The 14951-nt window shown below is 57.5% G+C and carries 15 protein-coding genes; 4 read left to right on the top strand and 11 right to left on the bottom strand.

What is annotated here, in order from left to right; translation table 11 throughout:
- Positions 1 to 4 precede the first annotated feature (4 nt).
- The 6 genes from ACR0DS_RS06375 to ACR0DS_RS06350 all read right to left on the bottom strand — a co-directional run bounded on the left by ACR0DS_RS06375 (position 5) and on the right by ACR0DS_RS06350 (position 5843).
- A complete protein-coding gene (locus ACR0DS_RS06375) occupies positions 5 to 850 on the bottom strand; it encodes an ABC transporter permease (RefSeq protein ID WP_480558630.1) in 846 nt (281 codons plus the stop codon).
- Positions 847 to 1764, bottom strand: a complete 918-nt coding sequence (locus tag ACR0DS_RS06370) for an ABC transporter permease (RefSeq protein WP_480558632.1) — start codon at positions 1762 to 1764, stop codon at positions 847 to 849. The genes ACR0DS_RS06375 and ACR0DS_RS06370 overlap by 4 nt, the downstream gene beginning before the upstream one ends.
- Entirely contained in the window at positions 1761 to 2204 is a 444-nt protein-coding gene (locus ACR0DS_RS06365) for an N-acetyltransferase family protein (protein WP_480558634.1), read from the bottom strand. The genes ACR0DS_RS06370 and ACR0DS_RS06365 overlap by 4 nt, the downstream gene beginning before the upstream one ends.
- Entirely contained in the window at positions 2194 to 2991 is a 798-nt protein-coding gene (locus ACR0DS_RS06360; protein WP_480558636.1) for an ABC transporter ATP-binding protein, read from the bottom strand. The genes ACR0DS_RS06365 and ACR0DS_RS06360 overlap by 11 nt, the downstream gene beginning before the upstream one ends.
- A 54-nt stretch (positions 2992 to 3045) precedes the next feature.
- Positions 3046 to 4500 (bottom strand): dihydropyrimidinase, encoded by a 1455-nt coding sequence (hydA, locus tag ACR0DS_RS06355; RefSeq protein WP_480558638.1) that lies wholly within the window; start codon positions 4498 to 4500, stop codon positions 3046 to 3048.
- A gap of 92 nt (positions 4501 to 4592) precedes the next feature.
- Positions 4593 to 5843 (bottom strand): Zn-dependent hydrolase, encoded by a 1251-nt coding sequence (locus ACR0DS_RS06350; RefSeq protein WP_480558640.1) that lies wholly within the window; start codon positions 5841 to 5843, stop codon positions 4593 to 4595.
- Positions 5844 to 6015: 172 nt separating this feature from the next.
- Between ACR0DS_RS06350 and ACR0DS_RS06345 the strand changes: the two genes are divergently transcribed.
- The gene (locus ACR0DS_RS06345; RefSeq protein WP_480558641.1) at positions 6016 to 6624 is read left to right on the top strand and encodes a TetR family transcriptional regulator C-terminal domain-containing protein; all 609 of its coding nucleotides are present in this window, start codon (positions 6016 to 6018) and stop codon (positions 6622 to 6624) included.
- A gap of 47 nt (positions 6625 to 6671) precedes the next feature.
- Here ACR0DS_RS06345 and preA read toward each other — a convergent pair whose 3' ends face one another.
- The 4 genes from preA to ACR0DS_RS06325 all read right to left on the bottom strand — a co-directional run bounded on the left by preA (position 6672) and on the right by ACR0DS_RS06325 (position 11004).
- Complete coding sequence (gene preA / locus ACR0DS_RS06340; protein WP_480481342.1) at positions 6672 to 7976, bottom strand: NAD-dependent dihydropyrimidine dehydrogenase subunit PreA; 1305 nt, start codon at positions 7974 to 7976, stop codon at positions 6672 to 6674.
- Between the two features lie 18 nt (positions 7977 to 7994).
- Positions 7995 to 8831 (bottom strand): class I SAM-dependent methyltransferase, encoded by an 837-nt coding sequence (locus tag ACR0DS_RS06335; RefSeq protein ID WP_480558643.1) that lies wholly within the window; start codon positions 8829 to 8831, stop codon positions 7995 to 7997.
- 46 nt (positions 8832 to 8877) lie between these two features.
- Positions 8878 to 10212: an NAD(P)-dependent oxidoreductase gene (locus tag ACR0DS_RS06330; protein ID WP_480558645.1), complete on the bottom strand. Its 1335-nt coding sequence runs from the start codon at positions 10210 to 10212 to the stop codon at positions 8878 to 8880.
- A 159-nt stretch (positions 10213 to 10371) separates the two neighbouring features.
- Positions 10372 to 11004, bottom strand: a complete 633-nt coding sequence (locus ACR0DS_RS06325) for a cupin domain-containing protein (protein ID WP_480558647.1) — start codon at positions 11002 to 11004, stop codon at positions 10372 to 10374.
- Between the two features lie 144 nt (positions 11005 to 11148).
- Between ACR0DS_RS06325 and ACR0DS_RS06320 the strand changes: the two genes are divergently transcribed.
- The 3 genes from ACR0DS_RS06320 (at position 11149) to ACR0DS_RS06310 (ending at position 14221) form a co-directional block, all read left to right on the top strand.
- Entirely contained in the window at positions 11149 to 12144 is a 996-nt protein-coding gene (locus ACR0DS_RS06320; RefSeq protein ID WP_480558649.1) for a hypothetical protein, read from the top strand.
- 71 nt (positions 12145 to 12215) lie between these two features.
- Entirely contained in the window at positions 12216 to 13508 is a 1293-nt protein-coding gene (locus ACR0DS_RS06315; RefSeq protein ID WP_480485932.1) for an O-acetylhomoserine aminocarboxypropyltransferase/cysteine synthase family protein, read from the top strand.
- A 2-nt stretch (positions 13509 to 13510) separates the two neighbouring features.
- Complete coding sequence (locus tag ACR0DS_RS06310; protein ID WP_480505537.1) at positions 13511 to 14221, top strand: GNAT family N-acetyltransferase; 711 nt, start codon at positions 13511 to 13513, stop codon at positions 14219 to 14221.
- A gap of 2 nt (positions 14222 to 14223) precedes the next feature.
- Here ACR0DS_RS06310 and ACR0DS_RS06305 read toward each other — a convergent pair whose 3' ends face one another.
- Positions 14224 to 14928: an SIMPL domain-containing protein gene (locus ACR0DS_RS06305; protein WP_480604233.1), complete on the bottom strand. Its 705-nt coding sequence runs from the start codon at positions 14926 to 14928 to the stop codon at positions 14224 to 14226.
- Positions 14929 to 14951 lie beyond the last annotated feature (23 nt).

Raw genomic sequence — 14951 nt, 5'->3', positions numbered from 1 at the left:
GTTTTCATCGACGCTGCGACGGGTGCCAGAACGTCACGACCTTCTCGATACCAGCGACAAGCCCGTAAAAGGCGGTCCCGGCAAGTGCGGCTACGACGATCTCAGCCCAAACCATATCAAGCGACAGCTGGCCGACGCTGGTAGAAATCCGAAAGCCCATCCCCACGATCGGCGATCCGAAGAATTCAGCCACGATGGCGCCAATCAAAGCCAAAGTTGTCGAAATCTTCAACCCGTTGAAAATGAAAGGCATCGCCGCGGGCAGCCGCAGCTTCAGAAAGCTCTGCCAATAGCTTGCAGCATAGGTTTCCATCAAGTCACGCTGCATTGCGGTGGCCTCGCGCAGACCGGCCACGGTGTTGACCAGCATCGGAAAGAACACCATCACAACGACCACCGCCGCTTTGGAATGCCAATCAAACCCGAACCACATGACCAGAATGGGTGCCGTTCCCACAATGGGCAAAGCCGCGACGAAATTTCCCACTGGCAATAGCCCCAAACGCAGGAAATCCCACCGATCGACGGCAATCGCCAAAAGGAAGGCCGATCCACAGCCGATGACATATCCGCTGAGCGCTCCTTTCAGGATCGTCTGAACAAAGTCGGCCCAAAGAATGTCAAGGCTACCTGCAAATCGCACCGCTATGGCAGACGGTGCCGGTAGAATGACCAGCGGCACTTCAAGCCCACGGACCACCAGCTCCCAGGCTCCGACAATGGTCAGACCAAAAATCACCGGTGCCAGAAAGCGCACCATCTGGCTGTCGGCTTGCGGGCCACTGGCCAATCGGCTGTTCAACCACCAGCCGAAAGCCCACAGCAGCAAAGCAAAGACAACCAACATCATTGCGCCATCCCCATCCGCTTCAGAACCAACCGTTCAATCAATCCCAACAAACCGACCAGGCAGGCGGCCAGAATGGCCGCAGCAAACAGCGCTGACCATATCTGCACGGTTTGACCATAGTAACTGCCTGCCAGCAACCGAGCACCCAATCCTGCGACAGCGCCTGTCGGCAGCTCACCCACGATTGCGCCGACCAACGACGCCGCAATACCGATCTTCAACGAGGTGAACAGGTATGGCATCGACGCCGGCAGGCGCAGTTTCCAAAACCCCTGCGATTGGCTGGCATTATAAGTCCGCAACAGGTCAAGTTGCATTGCGTCAGGGCTGCGCAACCCTTTCACCATGCCGACGACCACCGGGAAAAAACTCAGATACGCTGAGATGATCGCCTTGGGAATGATCCCCTGAACCCCGACCGAGTAAAGAACCACGATAATCATCGGTGCCAAAGCGATAATCGGGATCGTCTGGCTAACGATAGCCCATGGCATGACCGACAAATCCATCACGCGGCTATGCACGATCCCAACGGCCAACAGGACACCCAGCCCGGTCCCGATGACAAAGCCCAGCATCGTAGCGCTGAGTGTCACCCACCCATGAAAGATCAGCGATCTCTTCGAGTTGATTTTCTTCAGAACAGTTGTATCCCACAGTTCAATCGCCACCTGATGAGGTGATGGCAAACGGGGCTTGCCTTGCTCCCAAGTTGCTGGAATCGCGAACGAATTATCCAGAACCAGACCGAACTCTCCCAGATCCCGGCGCGCGCTTGCGGTGGGCGGCTGAACCTCGGCTCCACCACGTTCAAGTTCGGTCAAAACCCCTTTGATGTTCATTGGAACGCAAGCGGCATACCAGAACAGAACGATCACGGCGACGACGGTGAAAACGGCGATGATCTGCTTCATGCGTGCCACTCCATACGAAAGACGGGCACTGTGTCTGGCGGTGCAGGCAGTTCTTCGGCGGTTACATCGAACCCTTCACGGCGGTAAAACCTCTGCGCCGCCTGATTGGGTTTGTGTGTTGTCAGCCAAAGGTGGGTCCGACCCTCCTTCGCCTTGTCAACGAAACACTTGCCAATTCCCTGCCCCGTCCGGCTGCAATACAACGCACCGATTTTACTCTGTGCCGGATCAACGGACATGTAGCAATCAACCGGATCACCCGCGACCCAGATCTCACGGCTGTCGAACGCATCGCGGATCAAGGCCGCCAATTCCTCCACCGGCATTTCATCAGGCATCCAGTCCGTCTGCGAGGCCCAATTGTAAATCACGCGGGCACAAGCCGGCACGTCACCTACCACGGCCCGTCTGATGGTTTCTGCCCCCGGATCAGTCGTCATAAGAATGCCCCGCCCGCAACCCGTCGCGAACACGATGGGCCACTTCGATGAATTCTGGGGTGTCACGAATGTCCAACGGTCGTTCCTTTGGCAGCGGGCTGTCGATCACATCCGTAATCCGCCCCGGCCGCGGGCTCATCACGACAATTTTGGTGCTCAGATATACGGCTTCGGGAATCGAATGTGTCACGAAACCGATGGTTTTTTCGGTTCTTGCCCAAAGCGCCAGAAGCTGCTCGTTCAGGTGGTCGCGCACAATCTCATCCAAAGCGCCGAACGGCTCATCCATCAACAAGATATCAGCATCAAAGGCCAAGGCCCGTGCGATGCTGGCGCGCTGCTGCATCCCTCCGGATAACTGCCATGGGAATATCCCACCGAACCCTTCAAGATCAACCAGTTCCAGGACTTTTCTCACCCTTTCTTCCTGCTCGGACGCGGAATAGCCCATGATCTCAAGAGGCAACTTGACGTTCTTTGCGATGGTGCGCCAGGGATAAAGGCCCGCTGCCTGAAAGACATATCCATAGGCCCTGTTTCGCCGCGCTTCGTCCGCTGTCATTCCGTTGACAGTCAGCGACCCGCCGGTCGGTGACTCCAAGGCCGCGATACAGCGCAGGAAAGTGGTTTTCCCACAGCCCGAGGGGCCAATGAAACTAACAAATTCACCCTTGTCGATCGTCAGGTTCACGTCTTTCAACGCGTGAACAGGCCCGTCATTGGTTTGAAAGGTGAGGTCAAGCTGCCTTGCTTCGATGACGTGCTGGTTCGTGCTTTCAGTGGTCATTCTACTGCCTTGAAAAGAGTGGTGCCGGGGCCGCCCAAATAGCGGTCCAACGGATCAAACCCCCGTCGCCGGGATACCTGTCCGCTCAACTGGCCGAGGGGCGGTTAGTTCTTTCCACGCGCTCAAAGCCTTGTTGACGGTCGTATTTGCCTCGCGCGCTACGAACTCGCCATGGCCTTCCTGCGTGCGGATTTCACCATCATGTACCGCAACCTGTCCGCGGGTCAGCGTAAAGCGCGGCAGGCCTTTGACCTCTTTGCCCTCAAACACGTTATAGTCAATCGAAGATTGCTGCGTACTGGCTCTGATCGTTTTCGTTTTTTCAGGATCCCACACGACGATATCTGCATCCGCTCCAACAAGGATCGCGCCCTTTTTCGGATAGCAATTCAGTATCTTGGCGATGTTTGTTGAAGTCACCGCTACAAATTCGTTGGGCGTCAGGCGCCCGGTATTCACACCGTGCGTCCACAGCATCGGCATCCGATCCTCCAGACCGCCGGTCCCGTTCGGGATCTTGGTGAAATCCCCAACTCCAAAGCGTTTCTGTTCGGTCGTAAAGGCGCAATGGTCGGTTGCCACAACACTCAGCGATCCTGATTGCAGGCCATTCCACAGGCTGTCCTGGTGCTGCTTATTGCGGAACGGGGGGCTCATGACCCGTCGCGCGGCGTGGTCCCAATCCTGATTAAAATATTCGCTTTCATCGAGGGTCAGATGCTGAATCAGCGGCTCTCCCCACACCCTCTTGCCCTGCATTCGGGCTCGGCGAATGGCCTCATGAGACTCTTCGCAGGATGTATGAACAACATACAGCGGCACGCCCGCCATATCTGCGATCATAATGGCCCGGTTTGTGGCCTCACCCTCTACTTGCGGCGGTCGGGAATAAGCGTGCGCTTCCGGGCCAGAGTTCCCCTCGGCCAGAAGCTTGGCACTCAGTTCGGCAACGACGTCTCCGTTCTCGGCATGCACCATTGCGATGCCGCCCAGTTCGGCCAAACGCCTGAACGAAGCATAAAGCTCATCGTCATTCACCATCAACGCGCCTTTATAGGCCATGAAATGCTTGAACGTGTTGATGCCGCGCGTCTCGATCACGGTCTTGAGGTCGTCAAAAACCTGTTCGCCCCACCATGTCACCGCCATGTGGAACGAGTAGTCGCAATTCGCCCGTGTCGATTTGTTGTCCCAACGCTTCAGGGCATCCAGCAGGCTTTCGCCCGGATTGGGCAGCGCGAAGTCAACAACCATCGTCGTGCCCCCGGCCAGGGCGGCCCGCGTACCGCTTTCGAAATCGTCGCTGGAATAGGTGCCCATGAACGGCATTTCCAGATGGGTATGCGGATCAATCCCACCGGGCATCACATAACAGCCTGACGCGTCCAGCTCGCTATCCCCTTTCAGACCCATCCCGATCCCGGTGATGACGCCGCCTTCGACCAATACATCCGCCTTGTAAGACAAATCCGCGGTGACAACGGTTCCGTTTTTGATAACAGTACTCATTTTGAACTCCCTGATGCGGTCTGCGCCGCTTGCTTCATCTGGCCAAAAATATTCCGGGGGAGTCGCCCAATGGGCGACGGGGGCAGCGCCCCCTATTCCACGATTTCGGCAGTCTCGACCACGGCATGCAGCAGGACATCTGCCCCGGCTGCCGCCCAATCCTTGCTGATCTCTTCAGCCTCATTATGGCTCAACCCATCAACACAGGGGCACATGACCATGGCGGTCGGGGCCACACGGTTGATCCAGCAGGCATCATGCCCCGCGCCCGAGATGATGTTGGTATGCGAATAGCCCAACCTTTCAGCCGCATCGCGCACGGCGGACACGCAATCGTCGTCGAATTTAACCGGATCAAAACCGCCGACTTTCTCGAATTCGATCTGCAGGCCCATTTCTTCGACAATATCTTCCGCCGCCACCCGCAGACGGTTTTCCATGTCGGTGATCACCTCCAGCTCGGGCGAGCGGAAATCGACCGTAAAAACGACTTTTCCGGGGATCACGTTTCGCGAGTTCGGGAAAACGTCAATATGCCCCGCAGCACCAACCGCATGCGGTGCATGAGACCAGGCGATTTCGTCCACTTTCTCAAGAATGCGCGCCATCGCCAGCCCGGCATTCTTGCGCATCGGCATCGGGGTCGAACCGGTATGGGCATCCTTTCCGGTCACCGTGATCTGTGTCCAGCTCAGACCCTGACCGTGGGTAACGACGCCGATATCCTTGCCTTCGGCTTCAAGGATCGGGCCCTGTTCGATATGCAACTCAAAGAAAGCGCGCATCTTGCGCGCGCCGACTTCTTCTTCGCCGCGCCAACCGATCCGGTTCAGTTCATCCCCGAATTTCTTACCCTCGGCATCTTCACGGTCATACGCCCAAGCCTGCGTGTGCATTCCTGCAAAGACACCGGACGACAGCATGGCAGGCGCATATCGCGTCCCTTCCTCGTTGGTCCAGTTGGTCGCCACGATGGGGTGTTTTGTCTTGATCCCGAGATCGTTGAGCGTTCGGATAACTTCCAACCCGCCCAGAACGCCCAGCACACCGTCATATTTTCCACCGGTCGGCTGCGTATCCAGATGCGATCCCACATAGACCGGCAAAGCGTCCGGATCGGTGCCCTCACGATGCGCAAACATGTTGCCCATCTGGTCCAGCCCCATGGTGCATCCAGCCTCTTCACACCATTTCTGGAACAAGGCGCGGCCTTCGGCATCCTCGTCAGTCAGAGTTTGCCGGTTATTCCCCCCCGCAACACCGGGACCGATCTTGGCCATCTCCATCAGGCTGTCCCACAACCTGTCGCCATTGATCCTGAGATTCTGCGCCGGAGCTGCCATTGTCTTATTCCCTGTTTGCTTGCGATTTTGCTCGCTATTGGTGTCTTGATTTGACCAACTGGTCAAACTCACGCTATCACGGGTTCGGTATCAGTCAAGAAATTGCGCGGCAAAGCCTGAAATTTCAGTGTAATCCGTGCCTATCCGACGAAAAAAGAGACACACTGAAATCATGCCGAAAGACCGCGCACCGACTCGTATCCAGAAGAAGAACCGAGCCGCGATTCTCGAGGCTGCCCTGAATGTGTTTTCCGCACACGGGTTTCGTGGGGCGACCGTCGATCAGATTGCTGCCGAGGCGGGGTTGAGCAAACCCAATCTCCTCTACTATTTCGCGTCGAAAGAGGCGATCCACACCGAATTGCTTTCGGGCTTGCTGGAAACCTGGCTGGCGCCCCTGCACGATCTGGATGAGACCGGTGATCCGATGGAGGAGATGCTGTCCTATATTCGCCGGAAACTGCAAATGAGTCAGGAGCTACCACGGGAAAGCCGCCTTTTTGCCAATGAGCTTGTGCAAGGCGCGCCCCGTATTCACGACGCTTTGTCCAATGATCTCAAACAACTGGTTGACGAAAAGGTCACCATACTCACCAATTGGATGGATCAGGGCAAAATCGCACGGTTGCACCCTTATCATTTGATGTTTTCGATCTGGGCGCTGACGCAGCATTATGCCGATTTCGACGTTCAGGTGCGGGCTATTCTGGGCCACGAAAACCCGTTCGAGGGTGCAGAACCCTTTGTCGATACGCTGTACCGAAAGCTTCTGACGCCATGAATGCAGGGGCCGCGTCAGCGGCCCCTCAGGGATATTCCCTGTCTCGATCATTCCGCTGCTTTGGCCATCGGATTGTTCGGGTGCGTGGTCCAGTTCGCATAGGTCGGCTGAACCTCTTTCCCGGTGCGCGGATCGATTTCACCCGCCGCCATCGGCACCATCGAAATACAGCCCTCGACCGGGCAGACATCAACGCAGAGGTTACAGGCGACGCATTCGTCATCCATCACCTCGAACACACGGTCATCCGACATTGAAATCGCCTGATGGCTGGTATCTTCACAGGCGGCATAGCATCGGCCGCATTTGATGCACTGGTCCTGATCGATCTTGGCTTTGGCGATGTAGTTCAGGTTCAGGTATTGCCAATCGGTGACATTGGGCACCGCGCGCCCGATCACCTCATCAATGCTGGTATACCCCTTTTCATCCATCCATTCCGACAGACCTGCAGTCAATTCATCAATGATCTTGAACCCATAGGTCATCGCAGCGGTACAGACCTGCACCGTGCCACATCCCAGCGAGATAAACTCGGCCGCATCACGCCATGTGGTGACACCCCCGATGCCCGAGATTGGCATGCCATGCGTCGCCTCGGCCCGAGCGATTTCGGACACCATCGACAGGGCGATCGGCTTCACGGCAGGGCCGCAATATCCTCCGTGGCTGCCCTTGCCATCGATCGAGGGTTCCGGGCTGAACGTATCCAGATTGACGCTGGTGATCGAATTGATCGTATTGATAAGCGACACCGCATCCGCGCCACCATTTCTGGCCGCCGCCGCAGGTTTCCGGATATCGGTGATATTCGGTGTCAGTTTCACGATGACCGGACGGTCATAGTATTGCTTGCACCAACGCGTGACCATCTCGATATATTCCGGCACCTGCCCTACGGCGGACCCCATACCGCGCTCGCTCATCCCGTGCGGGCAACCGAAGTTCAGTTCGATTCCGTCCGCGCCGGTTTCGGCCACGCGCGGTAGAATGGCTTTCCAGGCTTCTTCCTCGCAGGGCACCATGATCGAAGCGATCAGGGCGCGATCCGGATAGTCGGCCTTGACCCGCGCCATTTCCTCGAGGTTCACCTCAAGCGGGCGGTCGGTGATCAGTTCGATATTGTTCAGTCCCAGCAAACGGCGGTCGGCACCGTAAATCGCGCCATACCGCGGGCCGTTCACATTTACGACCGGCGGTCCCTCGGACCCCAGCGTCTTCCACACAACACCGCCCCAACCGGCCTCAAACGCGCGACGAACATTGTATTCCTTGTCCGTCGGCGGCGCAGAGGCAAGCCAGTAAGGGTTGGGGCTGGAAATGCCCAGAAAGTTAGTCGTCAGATCGGCCATGGCTTCTCCCTTCCCGGCTCAGCCGGATTTTTTGAATATCATTTCGGTCGGACGTATGCGCCCGGCCTTGAGGTTTTTGACGTAGTTCTGGAACTTTTCGGGTGCCGTCTCGCCCATCATCAGGTGAATGCCCAGCGGTGCCGGGCCGGATTTGGCAATCTTTGCAAAGACGTCCTCGAAGAACTGTATCGCGAATTCGGTGCGATCCGTTTCTGTCACCAGTTCAAGACCCGCGGCGCTTGCCGCAGACTTGTAAACATCCGGCGCATCCACGAACGAGGTTTCGGCAACAGTGGACCACGGCAGAGGGAAAGCCAGCGGCTCGTCCACGTCTCCGGCCATCACATCGAACAGGGCAAAAGTACCGCCCTTGGCCAGCGCCCGCGACACTTCGGCGAACAGCCCGGCCTTGTCCTTTATGTTCATGCCCACATGCATCATGACGGCCAGGTCGAACCCAGCATCCGGCACCGGCATGTCCAATGCGCTGCCCACATGAAAGCTGGTTTTCGAGGAATGCCCGACCATATCGCTGAGCACCTTGGCGGTTTCAACGAATTCCGGTGTCAGATCGACGCCTGTTACTGTCGAGTCATAGCGATCCACGACATAGCGAGAGGTCCCGCCGATACCGCATCCGACATCCAGAACACGGGTCGCATGGGTCGGCGACAACTGCGCAAACAGGTTGTTGGTCGCCAGAACGCCGCCCGTATGGAACTCGTCCCCTGCTTTCAGGTCTGCGACCGTGGCCGCATCCGGATCGATACCGCTGGCCTCAAGCGCCGCGCGGACGCGGTCGGTCAGTGCTCCGGTGGTGTAGTGTTGCGCTACGGCTTGTTCGATCTGGGACATGGGAATACCTCAGCAGCGAAAGGAATGGGGTGAATACCCCATCCTATCACGAAACCAGCGTCGCGTGGATGTCCATCGCTGCATCCCGGCCTTCGGCAACAGCCGTAACGGTCAGGTCTTCGCCCCCCGCCGCGCAATCTCCGCCTGCCCAGACACCGGCCACAGAAGTGCGTCCCGCACCGCTGACAGCGATCTTGTTGCCGTCCAGCTTCAGCCCTTGCGGCGCACCTTCCAGCGTCTGACCGATGGCTTTGAGAACCTGGTCTACCCGCAGCCGGACCGTCTCACCGGTTCCGGTGAGTTGGCCGTTCTGGCTTGAGGTATACTCCAGTTCTATCTCGGCGGCAGTCCCATTGCCGTGTACTGCCACCGGCTGCACGTTGGTCAAAATCTGAACCCCGTGCGAGGCTGCCAGATCCTGCTCGTACCGGCTGGCACCCATGGCGTCGCGTCCCCGGCGATAGGCAATGGTGACGTTCTCGGCACCTAACAACTTGGACTTTACCGCCGCGTCCACGGCAGTCATGCCTCCGCCAATAACGACGACGTTCCGCCCGACAGGAAGCTTTGCAAGATCACCAGCCTGCCGCACGTCCGCGATGAAATCGACGGCATCCCGCACGCCGTCCTTGTCAACACCATCCGCGCGCAGGGCATTGACCCCGGCAAGCCCGATGGACAGGAACACCGCGTCGTAGTTTTCGACCAGACCATCCAGTGAGATGCCTTCACCCAGAACCGACCCGGTTTCAATCGTGATACCACCGATTTTCAGCAGCCAATCGACCTCGGCCTGCGCAAAGTTGTTGGTCGATTTATAGGCGGCAATCCCATATTCGTTCAGACCGCCCGGTTTGGGCTTGCCTTCGTGGATCACCACGTCATGGCCCAGCATGGCAAGACGATGCGCACAAGCCAGACCAGCAGGCCCTGCCCCCACGACAGCAACCGTTTTCCCGGTCGATGCCGCACGTTCAAACGGATGCGCGCCCGAGGACATAAGATCATCTGTCGCAAAGCGCTGTAGCCGTCCGATCTCGACCGGTTTGCCCTCGGCCGCCTCACGAACACAGGCCTCCTCGCACAGTGTTTCCGTCGGACAGACACGGGCGCACATTCCGCCCAGAATGTTTTGCTGAAAGATCGTTCGCCCGGCAGCCTGGGGCTGTCCGGCCTGAATCTGCCGGATGAATAGCGGAATATCGATGTCTGTCGGACACGCTGTCACGCAAGGTGCGTCATAGCAGAAATAACAACGGTCTGCTGCAACTGCGGCCTCATGCGGGGCCAATGGCGGATGCAGATCGGTGAAATTCGAGGTCAGCTCATCGCTTGAAAGCCGCCCCGCGACAATGCCGGGTGCCATCTGGCCCTGTGCCATCACTCTACTCCCTGTAGATATGTTTGTTATGACCTCAGCTTGCCACAAATAAATTTTTTATCAATTGGTAAAATTTGCCAAATGGTCAAAAAATCGAAAATCCGGGCCGTTAAACCCGGATTTATTGGCATTTTAGCTGATTTCAGGGCCGAAAAGCTTTCAGACCATTTCACCAAGGTGGCAGGACTTGATCCAGACTCGGGCCCCATCAGGCCCTGCAACAGCCCGTGAGTGCGTTCCGGGAGGCAGGCGCAACCAGTCCCATTTCGAAAATTCTTCCCCCGATTCAGAGAAACTGCCCCTTATGACAAACACTTCCATGCCGTCGCACGCGTCCAGTTCGACCACGCCCCCAGCAGCCCATGTCCGCACAAAAACGTCCTCATGATCATCTTTGAACAGCTGTACGTCAGAATCGCCATTTATCGAGCGGCGAACCTCGGTCCGGTCCTGCGGGTCAAACTGGTGCAACTTGACCAGAATGGTTGCGCCCTCGGCAGCGGACGGAGTGTGCGAGGAAGTTGGAGGGTTGCGAACATAGCTGCCGACGGGAAAATCTCCGGTCTCGTCCTGAAATACACCGTCCAGCACCAGATATTCCTCGCCGCCGTCATGGGTATGGGCGGAAAAGGCGCTGCCGGGCGCAAAGCGGACAATGGTTGTTGCGCGGGCCACCTCATCACCAATCCGGTCCAGCATTTTACGCTCGACGCCAGCCGCAGGGGAAGCGACCCATTCGCTATTGTCAAAATGAACTGCGACCCGTTTTGTGAAATCCGCATTGATCCACATGTGTAACCCTTTCTGCTACGACCCCTGAAAGAAATGGGATCGCGTGATGAAATTTCAAATTTTCCGCTTTTGACGCCTTGGGCCGCTTGCTGTAATCCGAACTTCAAGGTGCACGGTCAAACACCTGTCGGGAAACGGGCATAGATGCAGGCAACGTCACAGAAATTCAACATCGCGGTCGTCGGTCAAAACAACCGCCTGCAATACGAAGCCCTGTTGTTTGCGGCTTCACTGCGCCATTCTTCGCCGCAATTCGAGGGCAAACTGTTTGTCGCCACGCCCAATCCGGGGCCACGCTGGAAACAGGATCCCCGCATTCAGGACGAAGAAGTTCTGAATGCCCTGAAACAACTGGATGCCGAAATTCTGCCCTTCGACTCGCATGTATTCGGTGAAAGCTATCCCTACGGCAACAAGATCGAAGCGCTGATGGCCCTGCCGGAAGATGAGCCCTTTGTGTTCTTTGACACCGACACGCTGATCACTGGCGAGATCACATCCGTCCCATTTGACTTCGACCGCCCCAGCGCGTCACTGAAAGTTGAAGGGACATGGCCCAAACCAACGCTGTATGGCCCTGGTTTTGACGGTATCTGGCGCGCGCTTTACGACCGCTTCGGGTTGGATTTCGAAAGCTCGCTGGACACCGATCAACCCCATGACCACTGGCGACGGTACCTGTATTTCAATGCAGGCTATTTCTTCTACAAATGCCCCCGGAAATTTGGTGAGCGTTTTCTGGACTACGCCAGAACAATCCGCGACGAAAACATTCCTGAGCTGACTGGCCAAAGCCTTGACCCCTGGCTGGATCAGGCCGCCCTGCCCCTTGTCATTCACTCGTTCGGCGGTGGTCGTGATGTTTTGCCCTCTGGTTTGCTGGACGGATCCGTCAGTTGCCACTATCGCCTGTTTCCCTTGCTTTACGCCCGTGAAAGCGACCATGTGATAGACGTCTTGGAAACCGTCGTCGCTCCAAACAAGGTCAAGAAGGTTCTCAAGCAATACGAGCCACTGAAAAAGATGGTTCTGCAGGGGAAAGGCGCAAAAGTCCGCGCCCTGTTTGACCGGGATCATCTGCCACGACGCGAACAGGCCATCCGCAACACGATCAAAAGCAAGGGCCTCTGGCTGCGCTGACAGGATCGTTGTGCGCAGGCGGGCAATGGCCTACAGATTTCGCAAGACAAATTCCAACAGGAGATTTCAAGATGTCTGACGGCCCCACCTACGGTTTCGACACGTTGCAAATTCACGCGGGCGCCCGCCCCGACCCGGCGACCGGAGCGCGCCAGACACCCATTTATCAAACCACAGCCTATGTGTTTCGCGATGCAGACCACGCAGCGGCCCTGTTCAACCTGCAAGAGGTGGGCTTTATCTATTCCCGCCTGACCAACCCAACCGTCGCCGTTCTACAGGAACGCGTGGCGACTCTTGAAGGCGGCGTTGGTGCCGTTTGCTGCTCGTCCGGGCACGCGGCCCAGATCATGGCGCTGTTCCCGCTGATGGGTCCGGGTTGCAATGTGGTCGCCTCAACCCGTTTGTACGGCGGCACGGTCACCCAGTTCAGCCAGACAATCAAACGCTTTGGGTGGTCTGCCAAGTTTGTCGACACCGATGATCTGGACGCGGTGAAGGGCGCAATCGATGAGAATACCCGTGCGATTTTCTGCGAGTCCATCGCCAATCCCGGCGGCTATGTGACGGACATCCGTGCACTGGCAGATGTGGCCGATGCGGCGGGCATTCCGCTGATTGTCGACAACACCTCGGCCACGCCCTACCTGTGCCGCCCGATCGATCACGGAGCGACGCTGGTGGTGCATTCAACCACCAAGTACCTGACCGGCAATGGCACCGTCACCGGCGGCTGCATCGTGGATTCGGGCAAGTTCGACTGGTCGGCAAATGACAAGTTCCCCTCGCTCAGCCAACCCGAACCGGCCTATCATGGACTGAAGTTCCACGAGACCTTTGGCCCGCTGGCCTTCACCTTCCATGGCATCGCCATCGGTCTGCGTGATCTGGGCATGACCATGAACCCGCAGGCAGCCCACTACACGCTGATGGGGATCGAAACCCTATCGCTGCGGATGGAGCGTCATGTTGAAAACGCGCAAAAAATCGCGGCCTGGCTGGAAGCGGATGATCGCGTGGACTACGTCACCTATGCCGGGCTGCCCTCTTCACCCTATCAGGATCGGGTGAAGGCTCAGTATCCACGCGGTGCCGGCGCCCTGTTCACATTCGCTGTGAAGGGCGGCTATGACGCCTGTATCAAGCTGGTCAATGCGCTGGAGATTTTCAGCCACGTAGCCAATCTGGGCGACGCGCGCTCGCTGATCATTCATTCGGCATCGACCACGCACCGTCAGTTGACCCCGGAACAGCAGGAAGCCGCAGGCGCAGGTCCGGGCGTGGTGCGCGTGTCCATCGGGATCGAGGACGTGAACGATCTGATTGCCGACCTTGATCAAGCCCTGGCCAAAGCAACCGCCTGACCATGACCCAGCACGACACAAACAACCTTGGCCAGCCTATCGGTTTACCGGTTTCGGGTGACTTTCCACGCCCGACGCCACCCAATACGCCGATGGTGGGCCGGTATTGTTCTGTCGTGCCCCTTGATGTGAACAGGCATGCGCCCGGACTGTTCCGGGCGTTTGCAAAGGACACGGATGGCCGCAACTGGACGTACCTGCCTTACGGCCCGTTTGCTGGCGAGTCTGAGTTCGAAGACTGGGCGCGCGCCAACTGCATGGATGCGGACCCGATGTTCCATACTGTTCTGGACGGTGATGACATACCATTGGGCATGGCTTCATACCTCAGGATAGCACCCGCCGCCGGAGCGATTGAGGTTGGGCATATCCACTTTTCACCCCTGCTTCAGCGCAAGCCGCAATCAACCGAAGTCATGTATCTGATGATGCGGCGCGTGTTCGATGAACTGGGTTACCGGCGTTACGAATGGAAATGCGACGCGCTGAATGGTCCGTCGCGCAGTGCGGCAGAGCGGCTTGGGTTTACCTTCGAAGGCGTGTTTCGCCAAGCAACCCACTACAAAGGGCGCAACCGCGACACTGCCTGGTATTCAATCATAGATACCGAATGGCCACGCATCCGTGATGCTTTCGAGGCCTGGTTGTCACCCGACAATTTCGACGCTTCGGGCCAGCAACGAAAACCGCTGACGGCCCGTGCGACAGGTTGAATTCATTCCGAGATCTCGAACACCATCGAGACGCTGACAGACACCGAAACCTCACCACCTGCGACAGGAACACCCCCTGCGTCAGCCATGCTCATCATGCGCATCTCGGGCATCGGGCGCACGCCCCCCGTTTGTTCCGAAATCGTTTGCACCGCGCCAAGGGTTACACCCGCGGCCTGTGCCAGCTGCTCGGCCTTGGCCATAGCTTCGCCGACGGCTTGCGCGCGCGCTTGGGCTTCGATTGGTTTGGTATCCTGCACCCCAAAGCTCAATCCACCAAAATCGTTGGCGCCATCCTGAATGACCGCATCCATGATGCTTCCAAGTTTGGACAGATCACGCACACGTACAAACACGCGGTTCGAGGCAGCAAACCCCGAGATTTCCGGTGTTTCTCCATTCTGCCCGTGCCGCCCAGACCAAACAGGGGAAAGCGACAGATCGCGGGTCTGAATATCGCGGTCTTCAATCCCCATCCCGGTCAGGCGCGCAAGAACCTTCGCAACTGCGTCCGAGGTGGCCTGCATCGCTGCTGAAGCCTCGGCATTTTCATTTGTCACACCCAATGTGATCGTCGCCATATCGGGAGCAACCTCGATGGTTCCGGTTGCGTCTACGGTGATGCGACGTTCTTCCGCATGGGCAAGTCCAGCGGTCGTTGCGGCCATCATCGCGGCCAGAAAAGCGAATGTCTTCAATGTTATCACTCCGATTTGCTTGCATTAAAGAT

This window comes from Ruegeria sp. AF5 (assembly GCF_056541905.1).
The sequence above is the reverse complement of the archived record's forward strand: the minus strand, read 5'-3'. Positions and strand labels throughout refer to the sequence as shown.

What these genes read in the sequence shown, in the direction of transcription:
- ACR0DS_RS06375 (WP_480558630.1), bottom strand. Translation starts at nt 850, where the DNA reads ATGATGTTGGTTGTCTTTGCTTTGCTGCTGTGGGCTTTCGGCTGGTGG.
- ACR0DS_RS06370 (WP_480558632.1), bottom strand. Translation starts at nt 1,764, where the DNA reads ATGAAGCAGATCATCGCCGTTTTCACCGTCGTCGCCGTGATCGTTCTG.
- ACR0DS_RS06365 (WP_480558634.1), bottom strand. Translation starts at nt 2,204, where the DNA reads ATGACGACTGATCCGGGGGCAGAAACCATCAGACGGGCCGTGGTAGGT.
- ACR0DS_RS06360 (WP_480558636.1), bottom strand. Translation starts at nt 2,991, where the DNA reads ATGACCACTGAAAGCACGAACCAGCACGTCATCGAAGCAAGGCAGCTT.
- hydA (WP_480558638.1), bottom strand. Translation starts at nt 4,500, where the DNA reads ATGAGTACTGTTATCAAAAACGGAACCGTTGTCACCGCGGATTTGTCT.
- ACR0DS_RS06350 (WP_480558640.1), bottom strand. Translation starts at nt 5,843, where the DNA reads ATGGCAGCTCCGGCGCAGAATCTCAGGATCAATGGCGACAGGTTGTGG.
- ACR0DS_RS06345 (WP_480558641.1), top strand. Translation starts at nt 6,016, where the DNA reads ATGCCGAAAGACCGCGCACCGACTCGTATCCAGAAGAAGAACCGAGCC.
- preA (WP_480481342.1), bottom strand. Translation starts at nt 7,976, where the DNA reads ATGGCCGATCTGACGACTAACTTTCTGGGCATTTCCAGCCCCAACCCT.
- ACR0DS_RS06335 (WP_480558643.1), bottom strand. Translation starts at nt 8,831, where the DNA reads ATGTCCCAGATCGAACAAGCCGTAGCGCAACACTACACCACCGGAGCA.
- ACR0DS_RS06330 (WP_480558645.1), bottom strand. Translation starts at nt 10,212, where the DNA reads ATGGCACAGGGCCAGATGGCACCCGGCATTGTCGCGGGGCGGCTTTCA.
- ACR0DS_RS06325 (WP_480558647.1), bottom strand. Translation starts at nt 11,004, where the DNA reads ATGTGGATCAATGCGGATTTCACAAAACGGGTCGCAGTTCATTTTGAC.
- ACR0DS_RS06320 (WP_480558649.1), top strand. Translation starts at nt 11,149, where the DNA reads ATGCAGGCAACGTCACAGAAATTCAACATCGCGGTCGTCGGTCAAAAC.
- ACR0DS_RS06315 (WP_480485932.1), top strand. Translation starts at nt 12,216, where the DNA reads ATGTCTGACGGCCCCACCTACGGTTTCGACACGTTGCAAATTCACGCG.
- ACR0DS_RS06310 (WP_480505537.1), top strand. Translation starts at nt 13,511, where the DNA reads ATGACCCAGCACGACACAAACAACCTTGGCCAGCCTATCGGTTTACCG.